19 protein-coding genes and 1 tRNA gene are annotated in these 20,768 nt (G+C 63.8%); 16 read left to right on the top strand and 4 right to left on the bottom strand.

All coding sequences use genetic code 11. The features are described from left to right. The 9 genes from FJQ54_RS15205 to ung form a co-directional block, all read left to right on the top strand. A partial coding sequence (locus FJQ54_RS15205) for an alpha-amylase family glycosyl hydrolase (RefSeq protein ID WP_268920591.1) occupies positions 1–679 on the top strand: 679 nt, incomplete at its 5' end. Continuing rightward, a complete protein-coding gene (locus FJQ54_RS15200) occupies positions 676–2,250 on the top strand; it encodes an alpha-amylase family glycosyl hydrolase (protein ID WP_140929268.1) in 1,575 nt (524 codons plus the stop codon). The genes FJQ54_RS15205 and FJQ54_RS15200, both read left to right, overlap by 4 nt. Before the next feature lies 1 nt (position 2,251). Beyond that, positions 2,252–4,273 (top strand): glycoside hydrolase family 97 protein, encoded by a 2,022-nt coding sequence (locus FJQ54_RS15195; RefSeq protein WP_140929267.1) that lies wholly within the window; start codon positions 2,252–2,254, stop codon positions 4,271–4,273. Positions 4,274–4,356: 83 nt separating this feature from the next. Beyond that, a complete protein-coding gene (zwf, locus tag FJQ54_RS15190; protein ID WP_140929266.1) occupies positions 4,357–5,817 on the top strand; it encodes a glucose-6-phosphate dehydrogenase in 1,461 nt (486 codons plus the stop codon). Positions 5,818–5,856: 39 nt separating this feature from the next. After that, positions 5,857–6,552 carry a 6-phosphogluconolactonase gene (pgl, locus tag FJQ54_RS15185; RefSeq protein WP_140929265.1) on the top strand — a complete coding sequence of 232 codons (696 nt, stop codon included), beginning with the start codon at positions 5,857–5,859 and terminating at the stop codon, positions 6,550–6,552. A gap of 31 nt (positions 6,553–6,583) precedes the next feature. Next, complete coding sequence (edd, locus tag FJQ54_RS15180) at positions 6,584–8,404, top strand: phosphogluconate dehydratase (protein ID WP_140929264.1); 1,821 nt, start codon at positions 6,584–6,586, stop codon at positions 8,402–8,404. Next, complete coding sequence (locus FJQ54_RS15175; RefSeq protein ID WP_140929263.1) at positions 8,404–9,369, top strand: glucokinase; 966 nt, start codon at positions 8,404–8,406, stop codon at positions 9,367–9,369. Before edd ends, FJQ54_RS15175 begins: the two co-directional genes overlap by 1 nt. Next, on the top strand, positions 9,366–9,977 hold the full coding sequence (gene eda / locus FJQ54_RS15170) for a bifunctional 4-hydroxy-2-oxoglutarate aldolase/2-dehydro-3-deoxy-phosphogluconate aldolase (RefSeq protein WP_140929262.1): 612 nt from the start codon (positions 9,366–9,368) through the stop codon (positions 9,975–9,977). Before FJQ54_RS15175 ends, eda begins: the two co-directional genes overlap by 4 nt. Further along, complete coding sequence (gene ung / locus FJQ54_RS15165; RefSeq protein WP_140929261.1) at positions 9,974–10,663, top strand: uracil-DNA glycosylase; 690 nt, start codon at positions 9,974–9,976, stop codon at positions 10,661–10,663. Before eda ends, ung begins: the two co-directional genes overlap by 4 nt. Before the next feature lie 262 nt (positions 10,664–10,925). On the opposite strand, the gene FJQ54_RS15160 is transcribed toward ung, so the two are convergent. Both FJQ54_RS15160 and FJQ54_RS15155 read right to left on the bottom strand, forming a co-directional pair. Then, a tRNA-Cys gene (locus FJQ54_RS15160) sits at positions 10,926–10,999 on the bottom strand. Positions 11,000–11,069: 70 nt separating this feature from the next. Then, positions 11,070–11,384 (bottom strand): hypothetical protein, encoded by a 315-nt coding sequence (locus tag FJQ54_RS15155; protein WP_140929260.1) that lies wholly within the window; start codon positions 11,382–11,384, stop codon positions 11,070–11,072. Positions 11,385–11,606: 222 nt separating this feature from the next. On the opposite strand from FJQ54_RS15155, the gene eno reads away from it, so the two are divergent. Beyond that, positions 11,607–12,881, top strand: a complete 1,275-nt coding sequence (gene eno, locus FJQ54_RS15150) for a phosphopyruvate hydratase (RefSeq protein ID WP_140929259.1) — start codon at positions 11,607–11,609, stop codon at positions 12,879–12,881. 142 nt (positions 12,882–13,023) lie between these two features. On the opposite strand, the gene FJQ54_RS15145 is transcribed toward eno, so the two are convergent. Continuing rightward, a complete protein-coding gene (locus FJQ54_RS15145) occupies positions 13,024–13,329 on the bottom strand; it encodes a hypothetical protein (RefSeq protein WP_140929258.1) in 306 nt (101 codons plus the stop codon). A gap of 396 nt (positions 13,330–13,725) precedes the next feature. On the opposite strand from FJQ54_RS15145, the gene FJQ54_RS15140 reads away from it, so the two are divergent. The 6 genes from FJQ54_RS15140 to lpdA all read left to right on the top strand — a co-directional run bounded on the left by FJQ54_RS15140 (position 13,726) and on the right by lpdA (position 20,079). Beyond that, complete coding sequence (locus tag FJQ54_RS15140; RefSeq protein ID WP_140929257.1) at positions 13,726–14,058, top strand: FtsB family cell division protein; 333 nt, start codon at positions 13,726–13,728, stop codon at positions 14,056–14,058. A gap of 328 nt (positions 14,059–14,386) precedes the next feature. Continuing rightward, positions 14,387–15,388, top strand: a complete 1,002-nt coding sequence (gene pdhA, locus FJQ54_RS15135) for a pyruvate dehydrogenase (acetyl-transferring) E1 component subunit alpha (protein ID WP_235890489.1) — start codon at positions 14,387–14,389, stop codon at positions 15,386–15,388. Next, entirely contained in the window at positions 15,388–16,746 is a 1,359-nt protein-coding gene (locus FJQ54_RS15130; RefSeq protein WP_140929256.1) for a pyruvate dehydrogenase complex E1 component subunit beta, read from the top strand. Before pdhA ends, FJQ54_RS15130 begins: the two co-directional genes overlap by 1 nt. A 12-nt stretch (positions 16,747–16,758) precedes the next feature. Then, a complete protein-coding gene (locus FJQ54_RS15125; protein WP_140929255.1) occupies positions 16,759–18,039 on the top strand; it encodes a pyruvate dehydrogenase complex dihydrolipoamide acetyltransferase in 1,281 nt (426 codons plus the stop codon). A 22-nt stretch (positions 18,040–18,061) separates the two neighbouring features. After that, positions 18,062–18,712 (top strand): hypothetical protein, encoded by a 651-nt coding sequence (locus FJQ54_RS15120; RefSeq protein ID WP_140929254.1) that lies wholly within the window; start codon positions 18,062–18,064, stop codon positions 18,710–18,712. Next, positions 18,709–20,079: a dihydrolipoyl dehydrogenase gene (gene lpdA / locus FJQ54_RS15115; protein WP_140929253.1), complete on the top strand. Its 1,371-nt coding sequence runs from the start codon at positions 18,709–18,711 to the stop codon at positions 20,077–20,079. The genes FJQ54_RS15120 and lpdA overlap by 4 nt, the downstream gene beginning before the upstream one ends. 9 nt (positions 20,080–20,088) lie before the next feature. Here the strand turns inward: lpdA and FJQ54_RS15110 are convergent, their stop codons facing one another. Then, positions 20,089–20,733, bottom strand: coding sequence for a carbonic anhydrase (locus FJQ54_RS15110; RefSeq protein WP_140929252.1), 645 nt, complete (start codon positions 20,731–20,733; stop codon positions 20,089–20,091). Between the last annotated feature and the right edge of the window lie 35 nt (positions 20,734–20,768).

Genomic DNA, 20,768 nt, shown 5'->3' with positions numbered 1-20,768 from the left:
TATGGACCCACTCTATGCCGGCGGGGAGGGCGTACCGCAGCAGTTGCCGACCTTCCTTGGCAATCACGACATCGGCCGCTTTTCAACTTTCGTGCGCAAGGCCAACCCGGACGCCAGCGACGCCGAACAGCTGGCACGGGTGAAACTGGCCCATTCCATGTTGCTGTTGTTGCGTGGCGTTCCCACCATCTATTCCGGTGACGAGCAGGGGTTCGTGGGTGATGGCCATGATCAGGACGCGCGCGAACCGCTGTTTCCCAGCCAGGTCGCGGTCTATAACGACAATCGGCTGTTGGGGACCGCTGCGACGACGGCAAGCGCCAATTTCGACACCGCGCATCCGCTCTATCGCCATATCGCGGCGCTGGCGAAGCTGCGCGCGATCGAACCTTCGCTTCGGGGTGGCGTGCAACGGGTGCTGAACGCAGATGAGGAGCCGGGCCTGTTCGCAGTGGCGCGCCGATTGCCGGAAGGGAACCGGGGGCCGTTTATCGACACCATCATTGCCTTCAACACCTCGTCAAAGCCGCTGAAGGCCAATGTGATGATCGACCCGCGCATCGAGGTGACAAAGTCGCTGTGGGGAAATTGCGCCCAGCCGTCCGCACCTGGAACGCTGCCGGTGGAGATCGAGCCGTTCGGAACGTTGGTATGCGCCGGCGCGGTGGCTGTGCAATGAGCAACGAAATGCCCTGGTGGAAGGGCGCGGTAATCTACCAGATATATCCGCGCAGTTTTCAGGATTCGAACGGAGACGGTATCGGAGACCTGCCCGGGATCACGCGCCGGCTGGAATATGTCGCCAGCCTTGGCGTGGATGCGATCTGGTTGTCGCCCTTCTTTAGATCCCCAATGAGGGATTTCGGATACGACATCGAGGACTATTGCGATGTCGACCCAACATTCGGAACTCTGGCGGATTTCGATGCGCTGGTTGCGCGGGCCCATGCGCTTGGGCTGAAGGTGATCATCGATCAGGTTTATGCACACAGCTCTGATCGCCATGCATGGTTCCAATCAAGCCGGGAAGGGCGACATGGGACGCATGCGGACTGGTATGTGTGGGTTGACCCCAAGCCGGACGGCAGCCCGCCCAACAACTGGCAGTCCGTGTTTGGTGGCCCTGCCTGGACATGGGATGCGCGCCGCCGCCAATATTATATGCACAATTTCCTGCGCGAGCAGCCACAGCTCAACCTGCACAACCCGCAGGTGCAGGACGCCCTGCTGGCCACCGCGCAATTCTGGCTGGATCGCGGCGTGGACGGCTTTCGCGTGGATGCCATCAACTTCGCCATGCACGATCCGCTGCTCAGGGATAATCCGCCTGCGCCGCCGGGGCCGCGCACGCGGCCGTTCGACTATCAACTCAGGCGTTACAACCAGTCCCACCCGGACATTCCCGGTTTCCTCGCGCGTTTACGGGTGTTGCTGGACCGTTATGGCGCAACCTTCAGCGTTGCTGAGGTGGGTGGCGACGATCCCATCCCGGAAATGCGCGTCTTCACAGCCGGGAACAGCCATCTGAACTCAGCCTACAGCTTCGCCTTTCTCTATGCACAGGTGCTGACGCCGCAGCTGGTGGCGCATGCGCTGGGCGAATGGCCGGATGAGCCGGGGCTGGGCTGGCCCGGCTGGGCGCTGACCAACCATGATTCCCCGCGCGGGCTGTCCCGTTGGGCGGAACCGGCGCACCGCACCGCCTTTGCCCGCATGGCGATGCTGTTGCTGATGAGCCTGCGCGGCAATCCTTTCCTCTATTATGGCGAGGAACTGGGGCTGACGCAGGTGGAGATTCCCTTCGAGGAGCTTCAGGACCCGGAGGCGATCGCCAACTGGCCGCTGACGCTGTCCCGCGATGGCGCGCGCACGCCGATGCCGTGGGAAGCGGGCGCGCCAAACCTCGGTTTTTCTCCAGCGCGGCCATGGCTGCGGGTGGGGCCGGATCATGCCGCGCTGGCGGTGGACGTGCAGGAGGCGGACCCGCATTCGCTGCTGCACCTGACGCGGCGGCTGGTGGCGCTGCGCAAGGCGGAACCGGCGCTGCGGCTGGGGCGGCTGGAACGGATCGAGGCGGCGGGCGAGCTGCTGCGCTTCGAGCGCTGGCACGACAATCGCCGCATCCGGCTGGCCTTCAACTTCGGTGCGACGCCGCTGCCCATCGCGCTGGAGGGCGCTGTGCTGGCGGAGGTGAACGGCGCGACGCCCGACCTGCTGCCGCCGTTCGGGGCCATCGCGGTGGAGGGATAGGATGCGAAACCTGATCTGGCTGCTGGCCGGGCTGTTCCTGCTGGGGGCGGCCCGCGCGGAGGCGACGCCGGAGACGCTGCTTTCACCATCCGGGCATTTGAGCTTCACGATCGACACCGATGGCGACGGGCGGCCGCTCTGGTCTCTGGCGAGGGAGGGCGGGGCGGTGGTGAACCCCTCCCGCCTTGGCTTCATCCTTGGCGACGCGCCGAAGCTGGAGCGGAATTTCGAGATCGTGGAAGCCGTGCGCAGCAGCGCCGACAGCCGCTGGGAACAGCCGTGGGGCGAGCGGCGCTTCGTGACGGACCGGCACAATGAGCTGCTGGTGATGCTGCGCGAAAAGACCCCGCTGAAGCGGTTGCTGCGGCTGCGGGTGCGGCTGTTCGACGACGGGCTGGGCTTCCGCATCGAGTTCCCCGAACAGCCGAACCTGAAGACGGCGCGCATTGTGGAGGAACTGACCGAGTTCGATCTGGCGCAGCCGGGCACGGCGTGGTGGATTCCGGGCGGGCAGTGGAACCGCTACGAGTATCTCTATAACCGCACGCCCATCGCCGAGGTGGGGCAGGCGCACACGCCGATCACCTTCCGCGACAACGCCGGGCTGCACCTCGCCATCCATGAAGCGGCGCTGCTGGATTATGCGGGCATGTGGCTGCAACGGGTGGAAGGGCAGCGCTTCCGCTCGCAGCTGTCGCCATCGGGCACCGGGCCTGCGGTGGTGCGCGACCTGCCGTTCGCGACCCCGTGGCGGGTGATGCTGGTGGCTCCGGATGCGGCGAAGCTGTATGCCGCATCAGACCTCATCCTGAACCTGAACGAGCCTTCAAAGCTGCCGGATATCGGCCGCTGGTTCACGCCGCACAAATATGTGGGCGTGTGGTGGGAAATGCATCTGGACAAATCCAGCTGGGCTACAGGCCCAAAGCTGGGGGCGACCACGGAAAACACCCGTCGCTACATTGACTTCGCCGCCGCCAACGGCTTCCGCAGCGTGCTGGTGGAGGGCTGGAATCCGGGCTGGGACGGCGACTGGTTTGGCACCGGAGACGCGTTCATCTTCACCCGGCCCACGCCCTGGTTCGATCTGGAAGGGCTTTCGGCCTACGCCCGCCGCAAGGGCGTGCGGATCATGGGCCATCACGAAACGGCGGGGAACATCAAAGTGTATGAAGCGCAGCTGGCACCTGCGCTGGATCTCTATGCCCGGCTGGGGGTGGATAGCGTGAAGACCGGCTATGTGGCGGACGCAGGCGGGATTCAGGCGGCGGATGGCAGCTTCCAGTGGCATGACGGGCAGGTGATGAGCCGCCATCATCTGAAGGTGGTGGAAGAAGCCGCGACGCGCCGCATCGCCGTGAACCCGCACGAGCCGATCAAGGACACGGGCCTGCGCCGCACATGGCCGAACTGGGTGAGCCGCGAAGGCGCGCGGGGCATGGAATATAATGCGTGGGGCGATCCGAAGAATCCGCCGGACCACGAGATCAACCTGATCTTCACCCGGATGTTGTCCGGCCCGATGGATTACACGCCCGGCATCCTCAGCCTGAAGGGGAAGGGCGGCACCCCCATTCCCAGCACCATGGCGCGGCAGCTGGCGCTGTATGTGCTGATCTATTCGCCGATCCAGATGGCGGCCGATCTGCCGGAAAACTATGCCCGCCATCCGGGGCCGTTCCGCTTCATCAGGGATGTGCCCGCCGATTGGGACGAAACGCGGATGCTGGCGGGCGAGGTGGGGGAGTATGCGCTGATCGCCCGCAAGGATCGCAACAGCCAGGACTGGTATGTGGGCGGCGGCACCGATGAACAGCCGCACGAGCTGGAACTGCCGCTGGGCTTTCTGAAGGACGGGCGGCGTTACGAGGCGCAGATCTATGCTGACGGCCCGGCTGCGGATTTCCGCACCGAGGGGCGCTCAGACATCGCCATTTCGAAACGGGTGGTAACCTCTGCCGACCGGATCGCGGTTCGCATGGGCGCAGGCGGCGGGGTTGCCATTCGCTTCCGGGCACTGTGAAGTAGCGGGGAGATGGCGGCGGCCGGGCGGGAATACGAATTCACCTCTGGCCTCTGCCCAAAGCCTTGCTAGGACATCTGCCCATGACTGCGGTTCTTCTGTTCGGTGCCACCGGCGACCTTTCGCGGCGCATGCTGCTGCCGTCGCTCTATGGCCTGTCGGTGGATGGGCTGCTGCCGCCGGATGTGCGGATCGTGGGCACCGCACGATCGAAGCTGGACGACGAGGCGTTCCGCGCCATGGCGGCCGAGGCGCTGGCCCCGTACATCGCCAACGGGCTGGGTGATCAGGCGAAGGCAGACGCCTTCCTGAAGCAGCTGGCCTATGTGCCGCTGGATGCGACCGACATGTCCGGTTACCAGCGGCTGGCCGATGCCACCTGCGCGGCGGACGGCGGTTGCGAGAGCCAGTCCATCTCCATCTTCCTCTCCACTGCGCCATCGCTGTTCAAGCCCACCATCGAAGGGCTGGCGGGCGCGGGGCTGACGGGGCCGAACGTGCGGATCGGGCTGGAAAAACCGCTGGGCACCGATCTCGGCAGTTCGGCCGAGATCAATGATGCCGTGGCGGCGGCCTTCAGCGAAAGCCAGATTTTCCGCATCGACCATTATCTGGGCAAGGAAACCGTCCAGAATTTGATGGCGCTGCGCTTCGCCAATGTGATGTTCGAGCCTTTGTGGCGATCCGAATGGATATCGCATGTGCAGATCACGGTGGCGGAAACCGTGGGGCTGGAAGGCCGGGTGGACTTCTACGATGGCGCGGGGGCGCTGCGCGACATGGTGCAGAACCATATGCTGCAGCTGCTGGCGCTGGTGGCGATGGAGCCGCCGGGCCATTTCAGCGCCTCTGCCATCCGCGATGAAAAGGTGAAGGTGCTGCACGCGCTGCGCCCCATCGACGGGCGAACGGCCGCCAGCCACAGCGTGACGGGGCAATATGCAGCGGGCGCGGTGGGCGGCCAGCCGGTGAAGGGCTATGCCGAGGAACTGGGCCGCCCCAGCAGCACCGAGACTTTCGTGGCGCTGAAGGCGCATGTGGACAATTGGCGCTGGAAGGGCGTGCCCTTCTACCTGCGCACGGGCAAGCGGCTGGGCGCGCGCAAGTCCGAAATCCTGATCGCGTTCAAGGATGTGCCGTACAATATTTTCGGTGAGGGCGTGAAGGGCATGCAGCCCAACCGGCTGCTGATCAGCCTGCAACCGCAGGAAAATATCCAGCTGCAGCTGATGTCCAAGGTGCCGGGGCTGTCTCGTGGTGGCATTTCCATGCGGCCGGTGGCGCTGGATATCGGCCGCAAGGACGCCTTTGCCGATACCCGCCGCCGCATCGCCTATGAGCAGCTGCTGCTGGACCTGATCGAGGGGCGGCAGACGCTGTTCGTGCGCCGCGACGAGGTGGAGGCGCAATGGGCCTTCATCGACGGAATCCGAAAAGGCTGGGCCGAAAACGGCATGGAACCTCGGCCGTACACCGCCGGAAGCTGGGGCCCATCCGCCGCAATCGCGCTGATCGAGCGCGACAATGCGAGCTGGAACGACTAGCCGCGTGTGATCACAGCGATGACGAAATCGGAGATTCGAATGATCGACGCGGAATGGTGGGACTATGACTCGGCCGAGGAACTGGCCGAGGCCGTGGCAGGCGACGCGCAGTTCGTGATCGAAAGCGCGCTGGATGCGCGCGGCGACGCCGTGGTGGCGTTCGCGGGCGGCCGCACCCCGGATGCGGCGCAGGCGCTGCTGGCGAAGGCGAAGCTGAAGTGGAAGAGCGTGACGATCGTTCCGACGGATGACCGGCTGGTGCCCGTGCAGGATAAGGCTTCCAACGTGCGCGGGCTCGCGGAACGCTTCCTGCCGCTGGGCGCGCGGGTGCTGCCGCTGACGGGCGGGGATCTGCCGGTGGAGGCAGCCGGCAAGGCGGCGGACGCGCGGTTGCAGGCGATCCACTGGCCGCTGGATTTCGTGTGGCTGGGCATGGGTGAAGACGGGCATACCGCTTCGATCTTCCCCGGAGCGGATCTGGAAACGGCGCTGTCCGCGCCGCACCGCGCCATCGGCGTAACCCCCGATCCGCTGCCCGCCGAAGCGCCGTTCGCGCGCGTGACGCTGACGAAATCCGCCATTCTTGGCGCGCGCGCCATCCTGATCCACATCACAGGCGAGAAAAAGCGCAAGGTGCTGGAAAAGGCGCTGAAAGACGGTGCCGGTTCGCAATATCCCATCGGTCGGTTGCTGGCGGACGCCACGCAGGCGATCGATATCCACTGGTGCCCCTGAGATGATGGGGCGGCCGAAAGGGTAAACGCGCATGACCCTGAACCCGACAGTCGAGGCCGTGACGGCCCGGATTATCGAACGCTCGCGCGGCAGCCGCGGGCGCTATCTGGAGCTTGTGGCGCGGGAGGCGGACAAGGGCCTCAACCGCCACAACCTCGCCTGTTCGAACCTTGCCCATGCCTTCGCGGCCGCCGAGGGCGATAAGCCCGCGATCCGCGCGGGCAAGGCGTTCAACATCGGCATCGTCACCGCCTATAATGACATGCTCTCGGCGCATCAGCCCTATGGCCGCTATCCCGAGCAGATGAAGATTTTCGCGCGCGAGGTGGGCGCGACTGCGCAGGTGGCGGGCGGCGTGCCCGCCATGTGCGACGGCGTGACCCAAGGGCAGAGCAGCATGGAGCTGAGCCTGTTCAGCCGCGACACCATCGCGTTGTCCACGGCCGTTGCGCTCAGCCACGCCATGTATGACGGCGTGGCGATGCTGGGCATCTGCGACAAGATCGTGCCGGGCCTGCTGATCGGCGCGCTGCGTTTCGGGCATCTGCCCACCGTGCTGATCCCGGCAGGGCCGATGCCGTCTGGCCTACCCAATAAGGAAAAGCAGCGCATCCGCCAGCTGTTCGTGGAAGGCAAGGTGGGGCAGGAGGAACTGCTGGACGCGGAATCGGCGAGCTATCACAGCCCCGGCACCTGCACCTTTTACGGCACCGCCAACTCCAACCAGATGATGATGGAGATGATGGGGCTGCATGTGCCCAACGCAGCCTTCGCGCATCCGGGCACCAAGCTTCGGCAGCAACTGACGCGCGCCGCGGTGCATCGGCTGACGGAAATCGGACATGGCAGCAATGATTTCCGGCCAATTGGTCATGTGGTGGATGAAAGGGCCATTGTGAACGCGGTGGTGGGCCTGCTGGCCACGGGAGGCTCCACCAACCATGCGTTGCACCTGCCTGCCATCGCGCGGGCGGCGGGAATCCTGCTCGATTGGGAGGATATGGACCAGCTGAGCGGCGCGGTGCCGCTGATCGCCAATGTCTATCCGGCGGGGCAGGCCGATGTGAACCAGTTCCACGAAGCGGGCGGCATGGCCTTTACCATCCGCGAACTGCTGGGCGCAGGGCTGGTGCATGGCGATATCCTGACGGTGGCGGGCGAAACGCTGGGCGATTACGCGGCGGAGCCGGGGCTGGACGGCGATGCGCTGGTGTGGACCCCCGCGCCGGAGCAAAGCCGCGATGAAAGCATCCTGCGCCCGGTGAGCGCGCCGTTCCGCGCCGATGGCGGGATGCGGCTGGTGAAGGGCAATCTGGGGCGCGGCACTTTCAAGACCAGTGCGGTCGACCCTTCGCGCTGGACCATCGAAGCCCCGGCGCGGGTGTTCGAGGATCAGGCAGAGGTGAACGCCGCCTTCAAGGCGGGCGAACTGGACCGCGACGTAGTGGTGGTGGTGCGCTTTCAGGGCCCGCGCGCCAACGGCATGCCGGAACTGCACAAGCTGACCCCGCCGCTGGGGGTGTTGCAGGACAAGGGCTTTAAGGTGGCGCTGGTGACGGACGGGCGGATGTCCGGCGCGTCTGGCAAGGTGCCTGCCGCCATCCATATGAGCCCGGAGGCGCTGGGCGGCGGGCCCCTGGCGCGCGTGCGCGATGGCGACAGGATCCGGCTGTGCGCGGTGAACGGCACCATCGACGTGCTGATGAACCACGCCGAATTCATGGCGCGCGAACCGGCGCAGCCGCCGGTGGAGGCCGACGGCACCGGGCGGGAATTGTTCGCGCTGTTCCGGCAGGCGGCGGGCACGGCGGAATCCGGCGCGTCGCCCATCCTTGAGGCAGCGGGACTGTGATGGAACTGATCACGGCCGACATCGGCGGCACGCATTGCCGCTTCGCCATCGCCACCCGGCAAGCCGATGGCGCGATCAGCCTGAGCGAGATCGCCAAGCTGAAGGTGGCGGAGCATGCCAGCCTGCAAAGCGCCTTCGAAACCTATCGCGCCGGGCTGGGGCGCGAGGTGCCGGCGCACGCGGCAATCGCGCTGGCGGCCCCGACCGATGTGGAGCTGATCACGCTCGCCAACAACCCGTGGGTGATCCGCCCGGCTTTGGCGGCGGAGCGGCTGGGGCTGAAATCTGTGATGTTCATCAATGATTTCGCAGCCGTGGCGCATGCCGTGGCGAAATGCGGGACGGATGAACTTGAATGGATCGCCGGGCCGCATGAGGGGCTGCCGGACGAGGGCGTCGTCAGCGTGATCGGCCCGGGAACCGGCCTTGGCGTGGCCATCCTGCTGACGGGTGCGCAGCCGCGTGTGATCGCGACCGAAGGCGGGCATGTGGATTATGCCCCGCTGGACAGTCTGGAAGACCAGATTCTGCAGCAGTTGCGCAAACGCTTCCGCCGGGTTTCGGTGGAGCGGATCGTCTCTGGCTCGGGCTTTGCCAATGTCCATTCCGCGCTGGCCGCCATCGAGGGGCGCGCGGTGCCGCATCGCGACGATAGCGCGCTGTGGAAAGCGGCGCTGGAGGATAAGGACGCGTTGGCGCAATCCGCCTTCGATCGCTGGTGTTTGGCACTGGGTGCCGTGGTGGGCGATCTGGCGCTGGCCCAAGGAGCGGAAGCCGTGGTGCTGGCGGGGGGGATGCTGCCGCGCGTGCGCCATCTGCTTGGCCCCTCCGGCTTCCATTCGCGTTTCACCGCCAAAGGCCGGTTCGAGGCGCGGATGACGGCCATCCCGATCCTGCACATCACCCATCCGGAGCCGGGCCTGCTGGGCGCGGCGGCGGCCCGCTTCGCGAAGGAACAGCTATGAGCGCGATTGAACCCATCATGCGGCTTGCGCCGGTGATCCCGGTGCTGGTGATCGACGAGCCGAGCCATGGCGTGGCCATCGCCGAGGCACTGGTGGCGGGCGGGCTTCGCGTGCTGGAAGTGACGTTGCGCACGGCGGGTGCGCTGGAGGTGATCCGCGCGATGAAGCAGGTGCCCGGCGCGGTGGTGGGGGCAGGCACGGTGCTGAACGCGCGCGATCTGGATGCGGCGATCGCGGCGGGTGCGGAGTTCATCGTCTCTCCGGGCCTGACGGAAATGCTGGCCCATGCCGCGCTGGACCGGGAGATTCCCTTCCTGCCCGGCGTCGCCAATGCCGGAGACATCATGCGCGGGCTGGATCTGGGGCTGGATCGTTTCAAATTCTTCCCGGCCGAAGCCGCGGGCGGGCTGAAGGCGTTGAAAGCGCTGGCCGCGCCGTTCCGCAATGTGCGCTTCTGTCCCACTGGCGGCATCACGCAGGCGAGCGCGCCGGACTGGCTGGCGGAAGACGCTGTCCTGTGTGTGGGCGGAAGCTGGCTGGTGGGGAAGGGCGCGCCGGACGTTCAGGCGATCCACGCCGCCGCCGAAGCCGCAGCCGCATTGGCGTGAGCAGCGAGATCAAGCTGGAGGAGAGCTGGCGCCACGCGCTGGCGGAGGAATTTGAGCAGCCCTACATGCGCGACTTGCGTGCTTTCCTTGTGGCGGAGCGCGAAGCGGGCAAGCGGATTTACCCGCGCGCCTCGAACTGGTTTCGCGCGCTGGACCTGACTCCGCTGAACAAGGTGCGCGTGGTGATATTGGGGCAAGACCCTTACCATGGGCCGGGGCAGGCGCATGGGTTGTGCTTTTCCGTGCAGCCCGGCGTGAAGATTCCGCCGTCTCTGGTGAACATCTACAAGGAACTGAAGGGCGATCTGGGTATCGAACCGGCACGCCACGGTTTTCTGGAAAGCTGGGCAGAGCAGGGCGTGCTGCTGCTGAACAGTGTGCTGACAGTGGAGGATGGCAAGGCCGCCTCTCACGCCGGGCGGGGGTGGGAGCGATTCACTGACGCGGTGGTGCGCCGCGTGGCCGAACGGCCCGATCCGGCGGTGTTCATGCTGTGGGGGAGCCACGCCCAGCGCAAGGCGGGTTTCGTGGACGGCTCGCGGCATCTGGTGCTGAAATCGGTACACCCCTCGCCACTGTCCGCACATGGCGGCTTTTTCGGTTCGAAGCACTTTTCGCGCGCGAACGTGTTTCTGGAGTCGTCCGGGCTTGGCCCTGTGGACTGGCGCTTGCCAGCCCTGACCTGACGTCGGCGGCCCGAGCGGCCGCATTCAGCCGACCCATCTTCACATTTTAAGCGAAATCCAAAACGGCTTTTCGTTGATGATTGATTAATTAATGTAAAATATCAGTAAAATAATAAAATCAATATAAAACAATATGTTATATCAATTATTAAATTGATGTAAAAAGTGAATACGCGTTAAAATGACGCGCAAAAGGCAGTGCTACCAGAGCGTCCGCGGGGCGGCTTTTGCGAATGGTTTGGGAAGCGCGCGGGAGGAAAACTGGAGGCCCGAGCCGGAATCGAACCGGCGTGCACGGATTTGCAGTCCGCTACGTCACCACTCCGCCATCGGGCCTCGACGCGCGGAAGCGGGCGTCTAGCAGGGGTGCAATGGCAATGGAACCCCCCGTGGGCTCAATATGCCTTCAAGGATTTGATTTCAGATGCGCGCCGATCTCGTCGAAAAATCGCTCCAGCTGGTGCAGCACGTTCAGCTTGAAGGCGTAATTCACATCGGCCGAATTGCTTTCGATGATGGTCGATTCGTCCACCTTTTCCGCATAGGCGTTCGCCAGATTCTGCACATAGCTGGGCGTCAGCTCGATATGGCCGCCATCGGCCAGCAGGCGCAGCTGCACCACCATCATCTGCCGCACCAGCATCTCCAGCGTGGTAATCCGCGCGACGACCACCACGGGATCCAGCTCGATCTGTTCCTGCGGCTGTTCGTCGGACATCATTCGGCTCCTGCAAGGTCGGCGGGCGGCCGCCCCATCGGCGAAACCTAGCGAGGCGGGGCCGCTGGGCGCAAGCCGCCGAAACGCCTGCGCAGGTAATCAGGACGGGCAGGTTGATGTTTAACGAAGGGCAGGGCGACGCTGCCGGAGGTTGAACTTTGCCCGTGCGGCTGTAAGCGACCGTGGACCGATTGAATCGCACCAACCGAGCAACAGGGAGCCCCCATGACAGCGATCGCCGACCTCATCGCCCGAGAGATCCTCGACAGCCGCGGCAACCCCACGGTGGAAGTGGATTGCATATTGGAGGACGGCAGCTTCGGCCGTGCCGCCGTACCATCGGGCGCGTCGACCGGTGCGCATGAAGCGGTGGAGAAGCGCGACGGGGACAAGGCGCGCTATCTGGGGAAGGGCGTGCGCGAGGCGGTGGCGGCCGTGCATGGCGATATTTCCGATGCGCTGATCGGGCTGGACGCCGAAGAGCAGGAGCATGTGGACGCGGTGATGCTGCAGCTGGACGGCACGCCGAACAAGGCGCGGCTGGGCGCGAACGCGATTCTGGGCGTGAGCCTGGCCGTGGCGCGCGCCGCGGCCGAGGCGCGGGGGCTGCCGCTCTATCGTTATGTCGGCGGCACGGCGGCGCGGATACTGCCGGTGCCGATGATGAACATCATCAATGGCGGCGCGCATGCCGATAACCCCATCGATTTTCAGGAATTCATGATCATGCCGACTGGCGCGGAAACCTTCTCTGAAGGGCTGCGCTGGGGGGCGGAGATTTTCCACACGCTGAAGAAGATCCTGCACGATCGCGGGCTTTCGACCGCCGTGGGGGACGAGGGCGGCTTTGCGCCGAACCTGTCCAGCGCGACTGAAGCGCTGGACGTGATCCTGCAGGCGATTGAGAAGGCGGGGTACAAGCCGGGTGAGGATGTGAAGCTGGCGCTGGATTGCGCCTCTACTGAATTCTACAAGAACGACTCTTATCTTATGGAAGGAGAAGGAAAAATTCTTTCTTCAGACGAGATGTCAACATTCCTCGCAGAGCTGGTTTCGCGCTATCCCATCGTTTCCATCGAGGACGGCATGGCTGAAGATGACTGGGCCGGCTGGAAGATGTTGACGGACAAGGTCGGCGCGACGACGCAGCTGGTGGGCGATGACCTGTTCGTGACCAATGCCGTGCGGCTGCGCGAGGGAATCGCCAAGGGCGTTGCCAATTCGATTCTGGTGAAGGTGAACCAGATTGGCACCCTGTCTGAAACGCTGGAGGCGGTGAACACGGCGCACCGTGCGCGCTATACGGCGGTGATGAGCCATCGCTCTGGCGAGACCGAGGATTCGACCATCGCCGATCTCGCGGTTGCGACAAACTGCGGGCAGATCAAAACAGGGTCCCTCAGCCGCTCTGACCGGTTGGCGAAATACAATCAGTTGCTTCGCATCGAAGGTGAGCTGGGCGATACGGCCATCTATGCAGGACGCATTATCAATCTGTAATCACAGCATTATCTGATTGGGGCGCGGGATGTTTCTCCGCGCCCTTTTTCATGTGCCGTGCAAGCAAAATTAGAAAGGGGCCCGGCTTCATATGAAGCCGGGCCCCCAGGATTTTTATTACTCTAGGGTTGGAAGTTTGCGATCAGGCAGCGACCTTACGCCTGCTCGCTGCAACGCCGGCCAGGCAGATGCCCGTGATCAGCATTGCAAGATTGCCGGTGTTCGGCAGTGGCGGCAGTTGACTGCCGCTCGGTTGTTTGAAAGCGACTCGATCTGGTTCTGATTGAATAAAAGCGACTTTTTCTGGTGTCGTCTTAACCGTGACGATCTGTGTTGCGGTCATTGCACTTGCCCCCGGGACTTCTGCCTGGGTTTGCGCGAGTGCCGGAAATCCTCCGACCGAGAGGATCACGAGCGCGGCGCCTGCCTTCATACGTTGGCTGAACATGGCGTCTCTCCGTTTATCAGGGCGACCCGTTATTGTTTTCCGCCCGTTAACGATGGGATATCCGGTTACGAACGAGTGTTAAAGATAAGAAATCACCCGTTTACATTTATTCACGATCGGAATGGGTGCGGTGCGGCAAATTTGCAACACTCGTGCCACGAGTCCGTGATCTTCATATGGTGTGTGAACATAATCTTCACGTAGCGTGTTAACAAATTGACCTACAAGATATTGGGTTCATAGGATTGTTTGCCGGCAAGCGATGGGCTGGGCGGCTTTTGCGGATTCACCCGCGCCGGGCTGTTTCCGGGAGCGCCGGGTTGGCTGGAATCATGTCAATTTGTGATTCGCGGGGACCGCCCTTGACTGATTCGGGCGCGCGTGATTCTGTGAATTATGCACCCCGCCTCTCTTGTCGATCTGATGAAGCGCGCTGCGCTTCCGGCGCTGTGCCTGCTTGTGATTCTCTATTTCGGAACCCACGCGCTGTTCGGCTCGTCGGGCTATTTCGCGCTGGATGATATCCGCCGTTCCAAGCATGAGCTTTCCGAACAGCATGCTGCGCTGGCTGCGCGCAAGGCTGCGCTGGGGCGAAATATCGACCTGTTGAATCCGAAAGGCGCAGATCCCGACTATGCGGACGAACTGGTGCGTCGCCATCTGGGCGTGATTCGGCCCGATGAAGTGATCGTCCCGTTGGATGCGCCGCGCGGAGCCGCGCGCAACTGAACTTACGCGGAGCCGTGCGCAATTGGGGCGTCGCTGGCCCGGGCAGGGCAAATGTCGCACTGGAATTCGTATTCTGAGATAGGAGATAGGCCGGGACCGGCGGTTGAAACTTGGGGCATCCCCGGTAGAACGGCGCAATGGCATTTTTGCCGAAGGGGCGGCCGTTGATCGACCGCGATGAGGATTGAGGGGACTGCCAGTGGCAAAGGCAAAGGGTGCGGCAAGCGCCGGGGCCGGAACGTCGGGCGCACACACGCCCGCAAGGAAGTCGGGCGCGCACACGCCCGCAATGAAGTCGGGCGCGAAGACGCCTGCCGTGAAGGGGCATATGGAATTGCTCCCCAACATGACGCGCCATGAGCCGACGGCGGACGAGTATCGCGACTATTACCGCATGATGCTGCTGATCCGCCGCTTCGAGGAGAAGGCCGGGCAGCTCTATGGCATGGGGCTGATCGGCGGCTTCTGTCACCTGTATATCGGCCAGGAAGCGGTGGTGACCGGCCTGCAATCGGCGATCGTGCCGGGCAAGGACAGCGTTGTCACCGGCTATCGCGACCATGGGCATATGCTGGCCTGCCACATCGATCCGAAGGAAATCATGGCCGAACTGACGGGCCGCGCCGCCGGGATCAGCCGGGGGAAGGGCGGCTCCATGCACATGTTCTCTGTGGAGCAGGGCTTTTACGGCGGGCACGGCATCGTCGGCGCGCAGGTGCCGATCGGCGCGGGGCTGGGCTTTGCGCACAAATATAAGGGCGATGGCGGCGTGGCGCTGGCCTATTTCGGCGATGGGGCTGCCAATCAGGGGCAGGTCTATGAGGCCTTCAACATGGCCGAGCTGTGGAAGCTGCCGGTGATCTTCGTGATCGAGAACAACCAATATGCCATGGGCACTTCGGTGAACCGTGCCTCTGCCGAGGACCAATTGTATCGCCGGGGCGAGAGTTTCCGCATTCCGGGCATGCAGGTGGACGGTATGGACGTGCTGGCGGTGCGTGGTGCTGCGGCCGTGGCGCTGGAGTGGGTGAATGGCGGCCATGGGCCGATCCTGCTGGAGATGAAGACCTACCGCTATCGCGGCCACTCCATGTCTGACCCCGCGAAGTATCGCAGCCGCGAGGAGGTGCAGACGATGCGCGAAAATCGCGATCCCATCGATCACGCCAAGCGGGAAATGCTGGAGCGAGGCGACGCCGACGAGGCCTGGTTCAAGGCCATCGAGCAGGAAATCAAGAAGATCGTGGCGGAAGCTGCGGACTTTGCGGAACAAGCGCCGGAGCCGGAATTGTCCGAGCTTTATACGGACGTTCTGGTGGGGACTTACTGATGGAACTGAAGCTGCCTGCGATGTCCCCCACGATGGAGGAGGGGACGCTCGCCGCCTGGCATGTGAAGCCGGGCGATGTGGTGAAGCCGGGACAGGTGATCGCCGAGATCGAGACCGATAAGGCGACGATGGAGCTGGAAGCCGATGAGGCCGGCACAATTGTGTCTCTGGATGTCGCAGCTGGAACCGATGGCGTGAAGGTGGGGACGACCATCGCCGTGATCGCGCTGGAGGGCGAAGATGCGCCTTCTGCCACGGTGGCGCCGAAAGTGACGGCGCCTGAGCCGACCGAGGCCCCGGAGAAGGATGCTGCGGTGAAGGTGGATGCGCCTGCGCCCGCACCGGTGGAACTGACCCCGGCGACGGCGGCGGTGTTCGATGGCGCGACCCGCAAGCAGACGGTGCGCGAAGCGCTGCGCGACGCGATGGCCGAGGAAATGCGCGCCGACGAATCGGTGTTCGTGATGGGCGAGGAAGTCGCCCAGTATCAGGGCGCCTACAAGGTGACGCAGGGCTTGCTGGACGAGTTCGGCGACAAGCGCGTGGTGGATACGCCGATCACCGAATATGGCTTTGCCGGGCTTGGCGTTGGCGCGGCGATGGGCGGGTTGAAGCCTGTTGTGGAGTTCATGACGTTTAACTTTGCCATGCAGGCCATTGATCATATTATCAATTCTGCTGCGAAAACCAATTATATGTCGGGCGGGCAGATGCGCTGCCCCATCGTGTTTCGCGGGCCGAACGGCGCGGCTTCGCGCGTTGCTGCGCAGCATAGCCAGAATTACGGGCCGTGGTATGCCAGCGTTCCGGGGCTTATCGTGCTGTCTCCTTATGATGCGGCGGATGCCAAGGGCTTGCTGAAATCGGCAATCCGCTCGCCCGATCCGGTGGTGTTTCTGGAGAATGAGCTGCTTTACGGGCACAGCTTCGAGGTGCCGGAGGGCGAGCATGTGGTGCCGATCGGTAAGGCCCGGCTTTACCGCGAGGGCGGCCATGTGACGCTGGTCTCCTATTCCATCGGTGTTGGAATTGCGCTGGAGGCGGCCGCGACGCTGGCGGCCGAGGGGATCGAGGCCGAAGTGCTGGATCTGCGCTCTCTGAGGCCGCTGGACGAAGCGGCGGTGCTGGCCAGCCTGAAGAAAACCAACCGCATGGTGGTGGTGGAGGAGGGCTGGCCGGTGTGCAGCATTTCCTCTGAGATCATTGCCATCGCCATGACGAAGGGCTTCGACGATCTGGATGCGCCGGTGCTGCGGGTGACGAACAAGGACGTGCCGCTGCCCTATGCCAATAATCTGGAAAAGGCGGCGTTGGTGAAGGCGGCCGATGTTGTGGCCGCTGTGAAATCCATTCTGTAAGGGGCTGAAAACATGGCAATCGATATCACCATGCCGGCCCTTTCGCCCACGATGGAAACGGGCACGCTGGCGAAATGGCATGTGAAGGTTGGCGATGCCGTAAAGCCCGGCGACGTCATTGCAGAAATCGAAACCGACAAGGCGACCATGGAAGTGGAAGCCGTGGACGAGGGCGTTGTCACCGAGATTCTGGTGCCGGAAGGCACGGAAGAGGTGAAGGTGAACGCAGTGATCGCGCGGCTGCAAGGGGAGGGTGAAGAGGCGTCTCCGCCGCCAGCTGCCAAGCCGGTTGCTGCTCCGGTTGCGGCTGTTGAAGCTGCGCCCAAGGTGGCCGAACCTGCTCCTGCGCCGCCCGCTCCTGCGCCGGTTGCAGCGCCTGTTTCCTCTGGCACACGCCATATCGCCAGCCCGCTGGCACGCCGCATCGCGCAGCAAATGGGCGTCGATCTGGGTAGTGTGACGGGCAGCGGACCGCATGGGCGGATCGTGAAGGCCGATGTGGAAGCGGCGGCCGGCAAAGTGGCTGCCCCCGTGGCCCAGCCTGTGGCCGCCGCGCCGATTGCTGCGCCTGCCGCGAAGCCATCGGCCGCAGCAGAGGCTGCCGCGCCGTTCGAGGCCGTGAAACTGAGCAACATGCGCAAGACCATCGCGCGGCGGCTGACGGAATCAAAGCAGCAGGTTCCGCATTATTATCTGACCGTGGATGTGCAGCTGGACGCCTTGTTGAAACTGCGAACGGATTTGAACAAGGCGCTGGAAACACAGGGTATCAAGCTCAGCGTGAACGACCTTCTGGTCAAGGCCGAGGCGCTGGCGCTGCTGCAGGTGCCGGATGCCAATGTCAGCTTTGCGGGCGATGTGCTGAAGAAGTTCAGCCGCGCCGATATCTCCGTGGCGGTGGCGATTCCGGGCGGGCTGATCACCCCGGTGATCCGCGATGCCGCCAACAAGCGGCTGAGCCAGATCGCCACCGAGATGAAGGATCTGGCCGCGCGGGCGAAGGACGGCAAGCTGCAGCCATCGGAGTATACCGGCGGCACCGCCAGCATCTCCAACCTGGGCATGTTCGGAATCAAGCAGTTCGATGCGGTGATCAATCCGCCCGAGGCGCTGATTCTGGCCGTGGGAGCCGGAGAGAAGCGACCCTATGTCGTGAATGACGAACTGGCCATCGCGACGGTGATGAGCGCGACGGGCAGCTTCGATCACCGTGCCATCGATGGCGCGGTGGGCGCGGAATTCATGGCGGCCTTCAAGCGACTGGTGGAAGCCCCGCTGGGGATGCTGGCCTAGCCCGGCGAGGAGAAGCGGACGCTTGCCCAGTTCGATTTCCTTCAGCGATTTTCTGCTGGTTGTCGGCGTTGTCGGCGGCCTGATGCTGATCGCCGGGGCGACGCTGCGGCCCTGGCTGGAGGATGTGATGGACCGGGCCGGTCGGCGGCTGCGGGTAGAAGTGCATGATGATCGTAAGATCACCATCTATGTGCCCGAAGGCGTGGAACTGAGCTGGCAGGGCAGGCAATATCCGCGCGTGGTCCAGCAGGAGGTCGTGCTGGAGAACAACACGCGCAGCGTGTTCCACGAGGTGGAATTGCGGCTGCGTTATCGGCCGTTCAACAATATCCCCACCGATGAGCCGCTGCTGCTGGGCATGGTGGTGCCGCCCACGCCCAATGCCGTGGCAGTGGCGCGCCCCCCTGCCGTTCGCGGAGAGCGGGTGATCGAGTTTGAATATATCTCGCCGCAGTCTCAGGTGACGATGCTGGTGTTTTCGAACCATGATGGCGAGATCAGTTTCGAAACGCTGTGCGACCGCGAGATCGTGCTGCGCCATGTGGGCGTGCTGTTTTCGGAAAATGTGCAGAAGGTCATGCCCGCGTGGATGGAGGTGCTGAAGCCGATTGTGCTTCCGTTCACCATCGTCACCGTCGTGCGGGAACGCCTCCGCAGGAGAAAGAGACAATGAGCGAGCAGTTTGATCTGGTGATCGTGGGATCCGGCCCCGGTGGTTATGTGGCGGCGATCCGCGCCGCGCAGCTTGGGCTGAACACCGCCATTGTGGAGCGGGAGCGGCTGGGCGGCATCTGCCTGAACTGGGGCTGCATCCCGACGAAGGCGCTGCTGCGCTCGGCGGAAATCAAGCATTATCTGGACCATGCGAGCGTTTATGGATTGAGCGCAGGAACTGTCGGCTTCGATCTGGCCAAGGTGACGGAGCGCAGCCGCAAGGTCGCGAACCAGCTGAATGCCGGTGTGAAGGGGCTGATGAAGAAGAACAAGGTGACGGTGGTGGAAGGTGTCGCCACGCTGACTGGCGCGACAACGGTGAAGGTGGGCGAGCGGACGTTGCAGGCGAAGAATGTGATCGTGGCGACCGGCGCGCGGGCGCGGGAGTTGCCGCATCTGAAGGCCGATGGCGAGCGGGTGTGGACCTATCGCCACGCCATGGTGCCGCCTGCCATGCCGACGGAATTGCTGGTAATCGGTTCCGGCGCGATTGGAGTGGAATTCGCCAGCTTCTACAGCGATATGGGCGCGAAAGTGACCATCGTGGAAGCCTTGGATCGCATCCTGCCGGTGGAGGACGCCGAAGTCTCTGCCTTTGTGGAAAAGGCGCTGGTGAAGCAGGGCATGATCATCCGCACCAAGGCGACGGTGGACAAGCTGGACGTGAAGCCGGACGGGGTGATCGCCACCATCAGCGGCGAAGCGAAGGCGTTCAGCCATGTGATCGTGGCCATCGGCATTTCCCCCAACACCGAAAATCTGGGGCTGGAGGCGCTGGGTGTGGCGCTGGATCGCGGCCATATCATCACCAACGAATGGGGGCAGACCAATGTGCCCGGCCTGTGGGCCATCGGCGACGTGGCGGGCGCGCCATGGCTGGCGCACAAGGCGAGCCATGAGGGCATCGTGGCGGTGGAGAAGATCGCCGGTGAACCGCATGCGCACCCGATGGACAAATCCAACATCGCGGGCTGCACCTACAGCCGGCCGCAAGTGGCGAGCGTGGGGCTGACGGAAGCCAAGGCGAAAGAGGCCGGTTACGAGGTGAAGGTGGGCAAATTCCCCTTTATCGGCAACGGCAAGGCCATCGCGCTGGGCGAGGCGGAGGGCTTTGTGAAGACGGTGTTCGACGCCAAGACCGGGGCGCTGCTGGGCGCGCATATGGTGGGCGCGGAAGTGACGGAACTGATTCAGGGCTATGTGATCGCTCGCCAGTGCGAGGCGACCGAAGCCGAACTGATCCAGACCATCTTCCCGCACCCGACGTTGAGCGAGATGATGCACGAAAGCGTGCTGGACGCTTACGGGCGGGTTCTGCACATTTAAAACATGGGGTTACAGGTCGACCTTCACAGGTTCGAACTGGCCGGTTTTGGCATCCAGAATCTTCAGCACGCCTTCGGCGATATCGAACAGCACGCCGTGCAGCTTCACGGTCCCCTTGGCCACCGCGTCGGCGACGAAGGGGTAGCTGCGCAGATTTTCCAGCCCCAGCCGGATGTTGGCGAGTTCCAGCGCGCGCTGGGCGTCGATATCCGGGGATAGCTGGCACGCCGCCTTCACGGCATCGCGCGCCGGGGCGATGAATTCCATCCACGCATGCACATGCTTGCCCGCGACAGGATTGTCGAAATCGCCCGCCAGCGCCGCCGAGACGCCGCCGCAGCGGGCGTGGCCGAATATCACGATGTGGTGCACATGAATTCCGGTAACGGCATATTCCAGCGCGGCTGCGACTGAGGACTGGCCGGAAATCGCGGAATAGGGCGGTACCAGATTGGCGATGTTCCGCAGCACGAACAGCTGGCCGGGGCTGGCATCGAACACGCGGGTGGGATCGACGCGGCTGTCTGAGCAGGCGATCACCATGATCTTGGGCGACTGCCCCTGCGCGAGCTGATCATAGCGCTCGCGCTGTTCGCGATAGGAACCGAGGCGGAAGCGGCGGTATCCGTCGATGAGGTCTTCGAATGCAGGCATGCGGGCGTCATGCCGGAGACGGGCGGCAAGGGGAA

The organism is Sandaracinobacter neustonicus, assembly GCF_006385875.1.
Lineage (GTDB): Bacteria > Pseudomonadota > Alphaproteobacteria > Sphingomonadales > Sphingomonadaceae > Sandaracinobacteroides > Sandaracinobacteroides neustonicus.
Note: the sequence above shows the minus strand (reverse complement) of the source record. Positions and strands in the feature narration are given on the sequence as shown.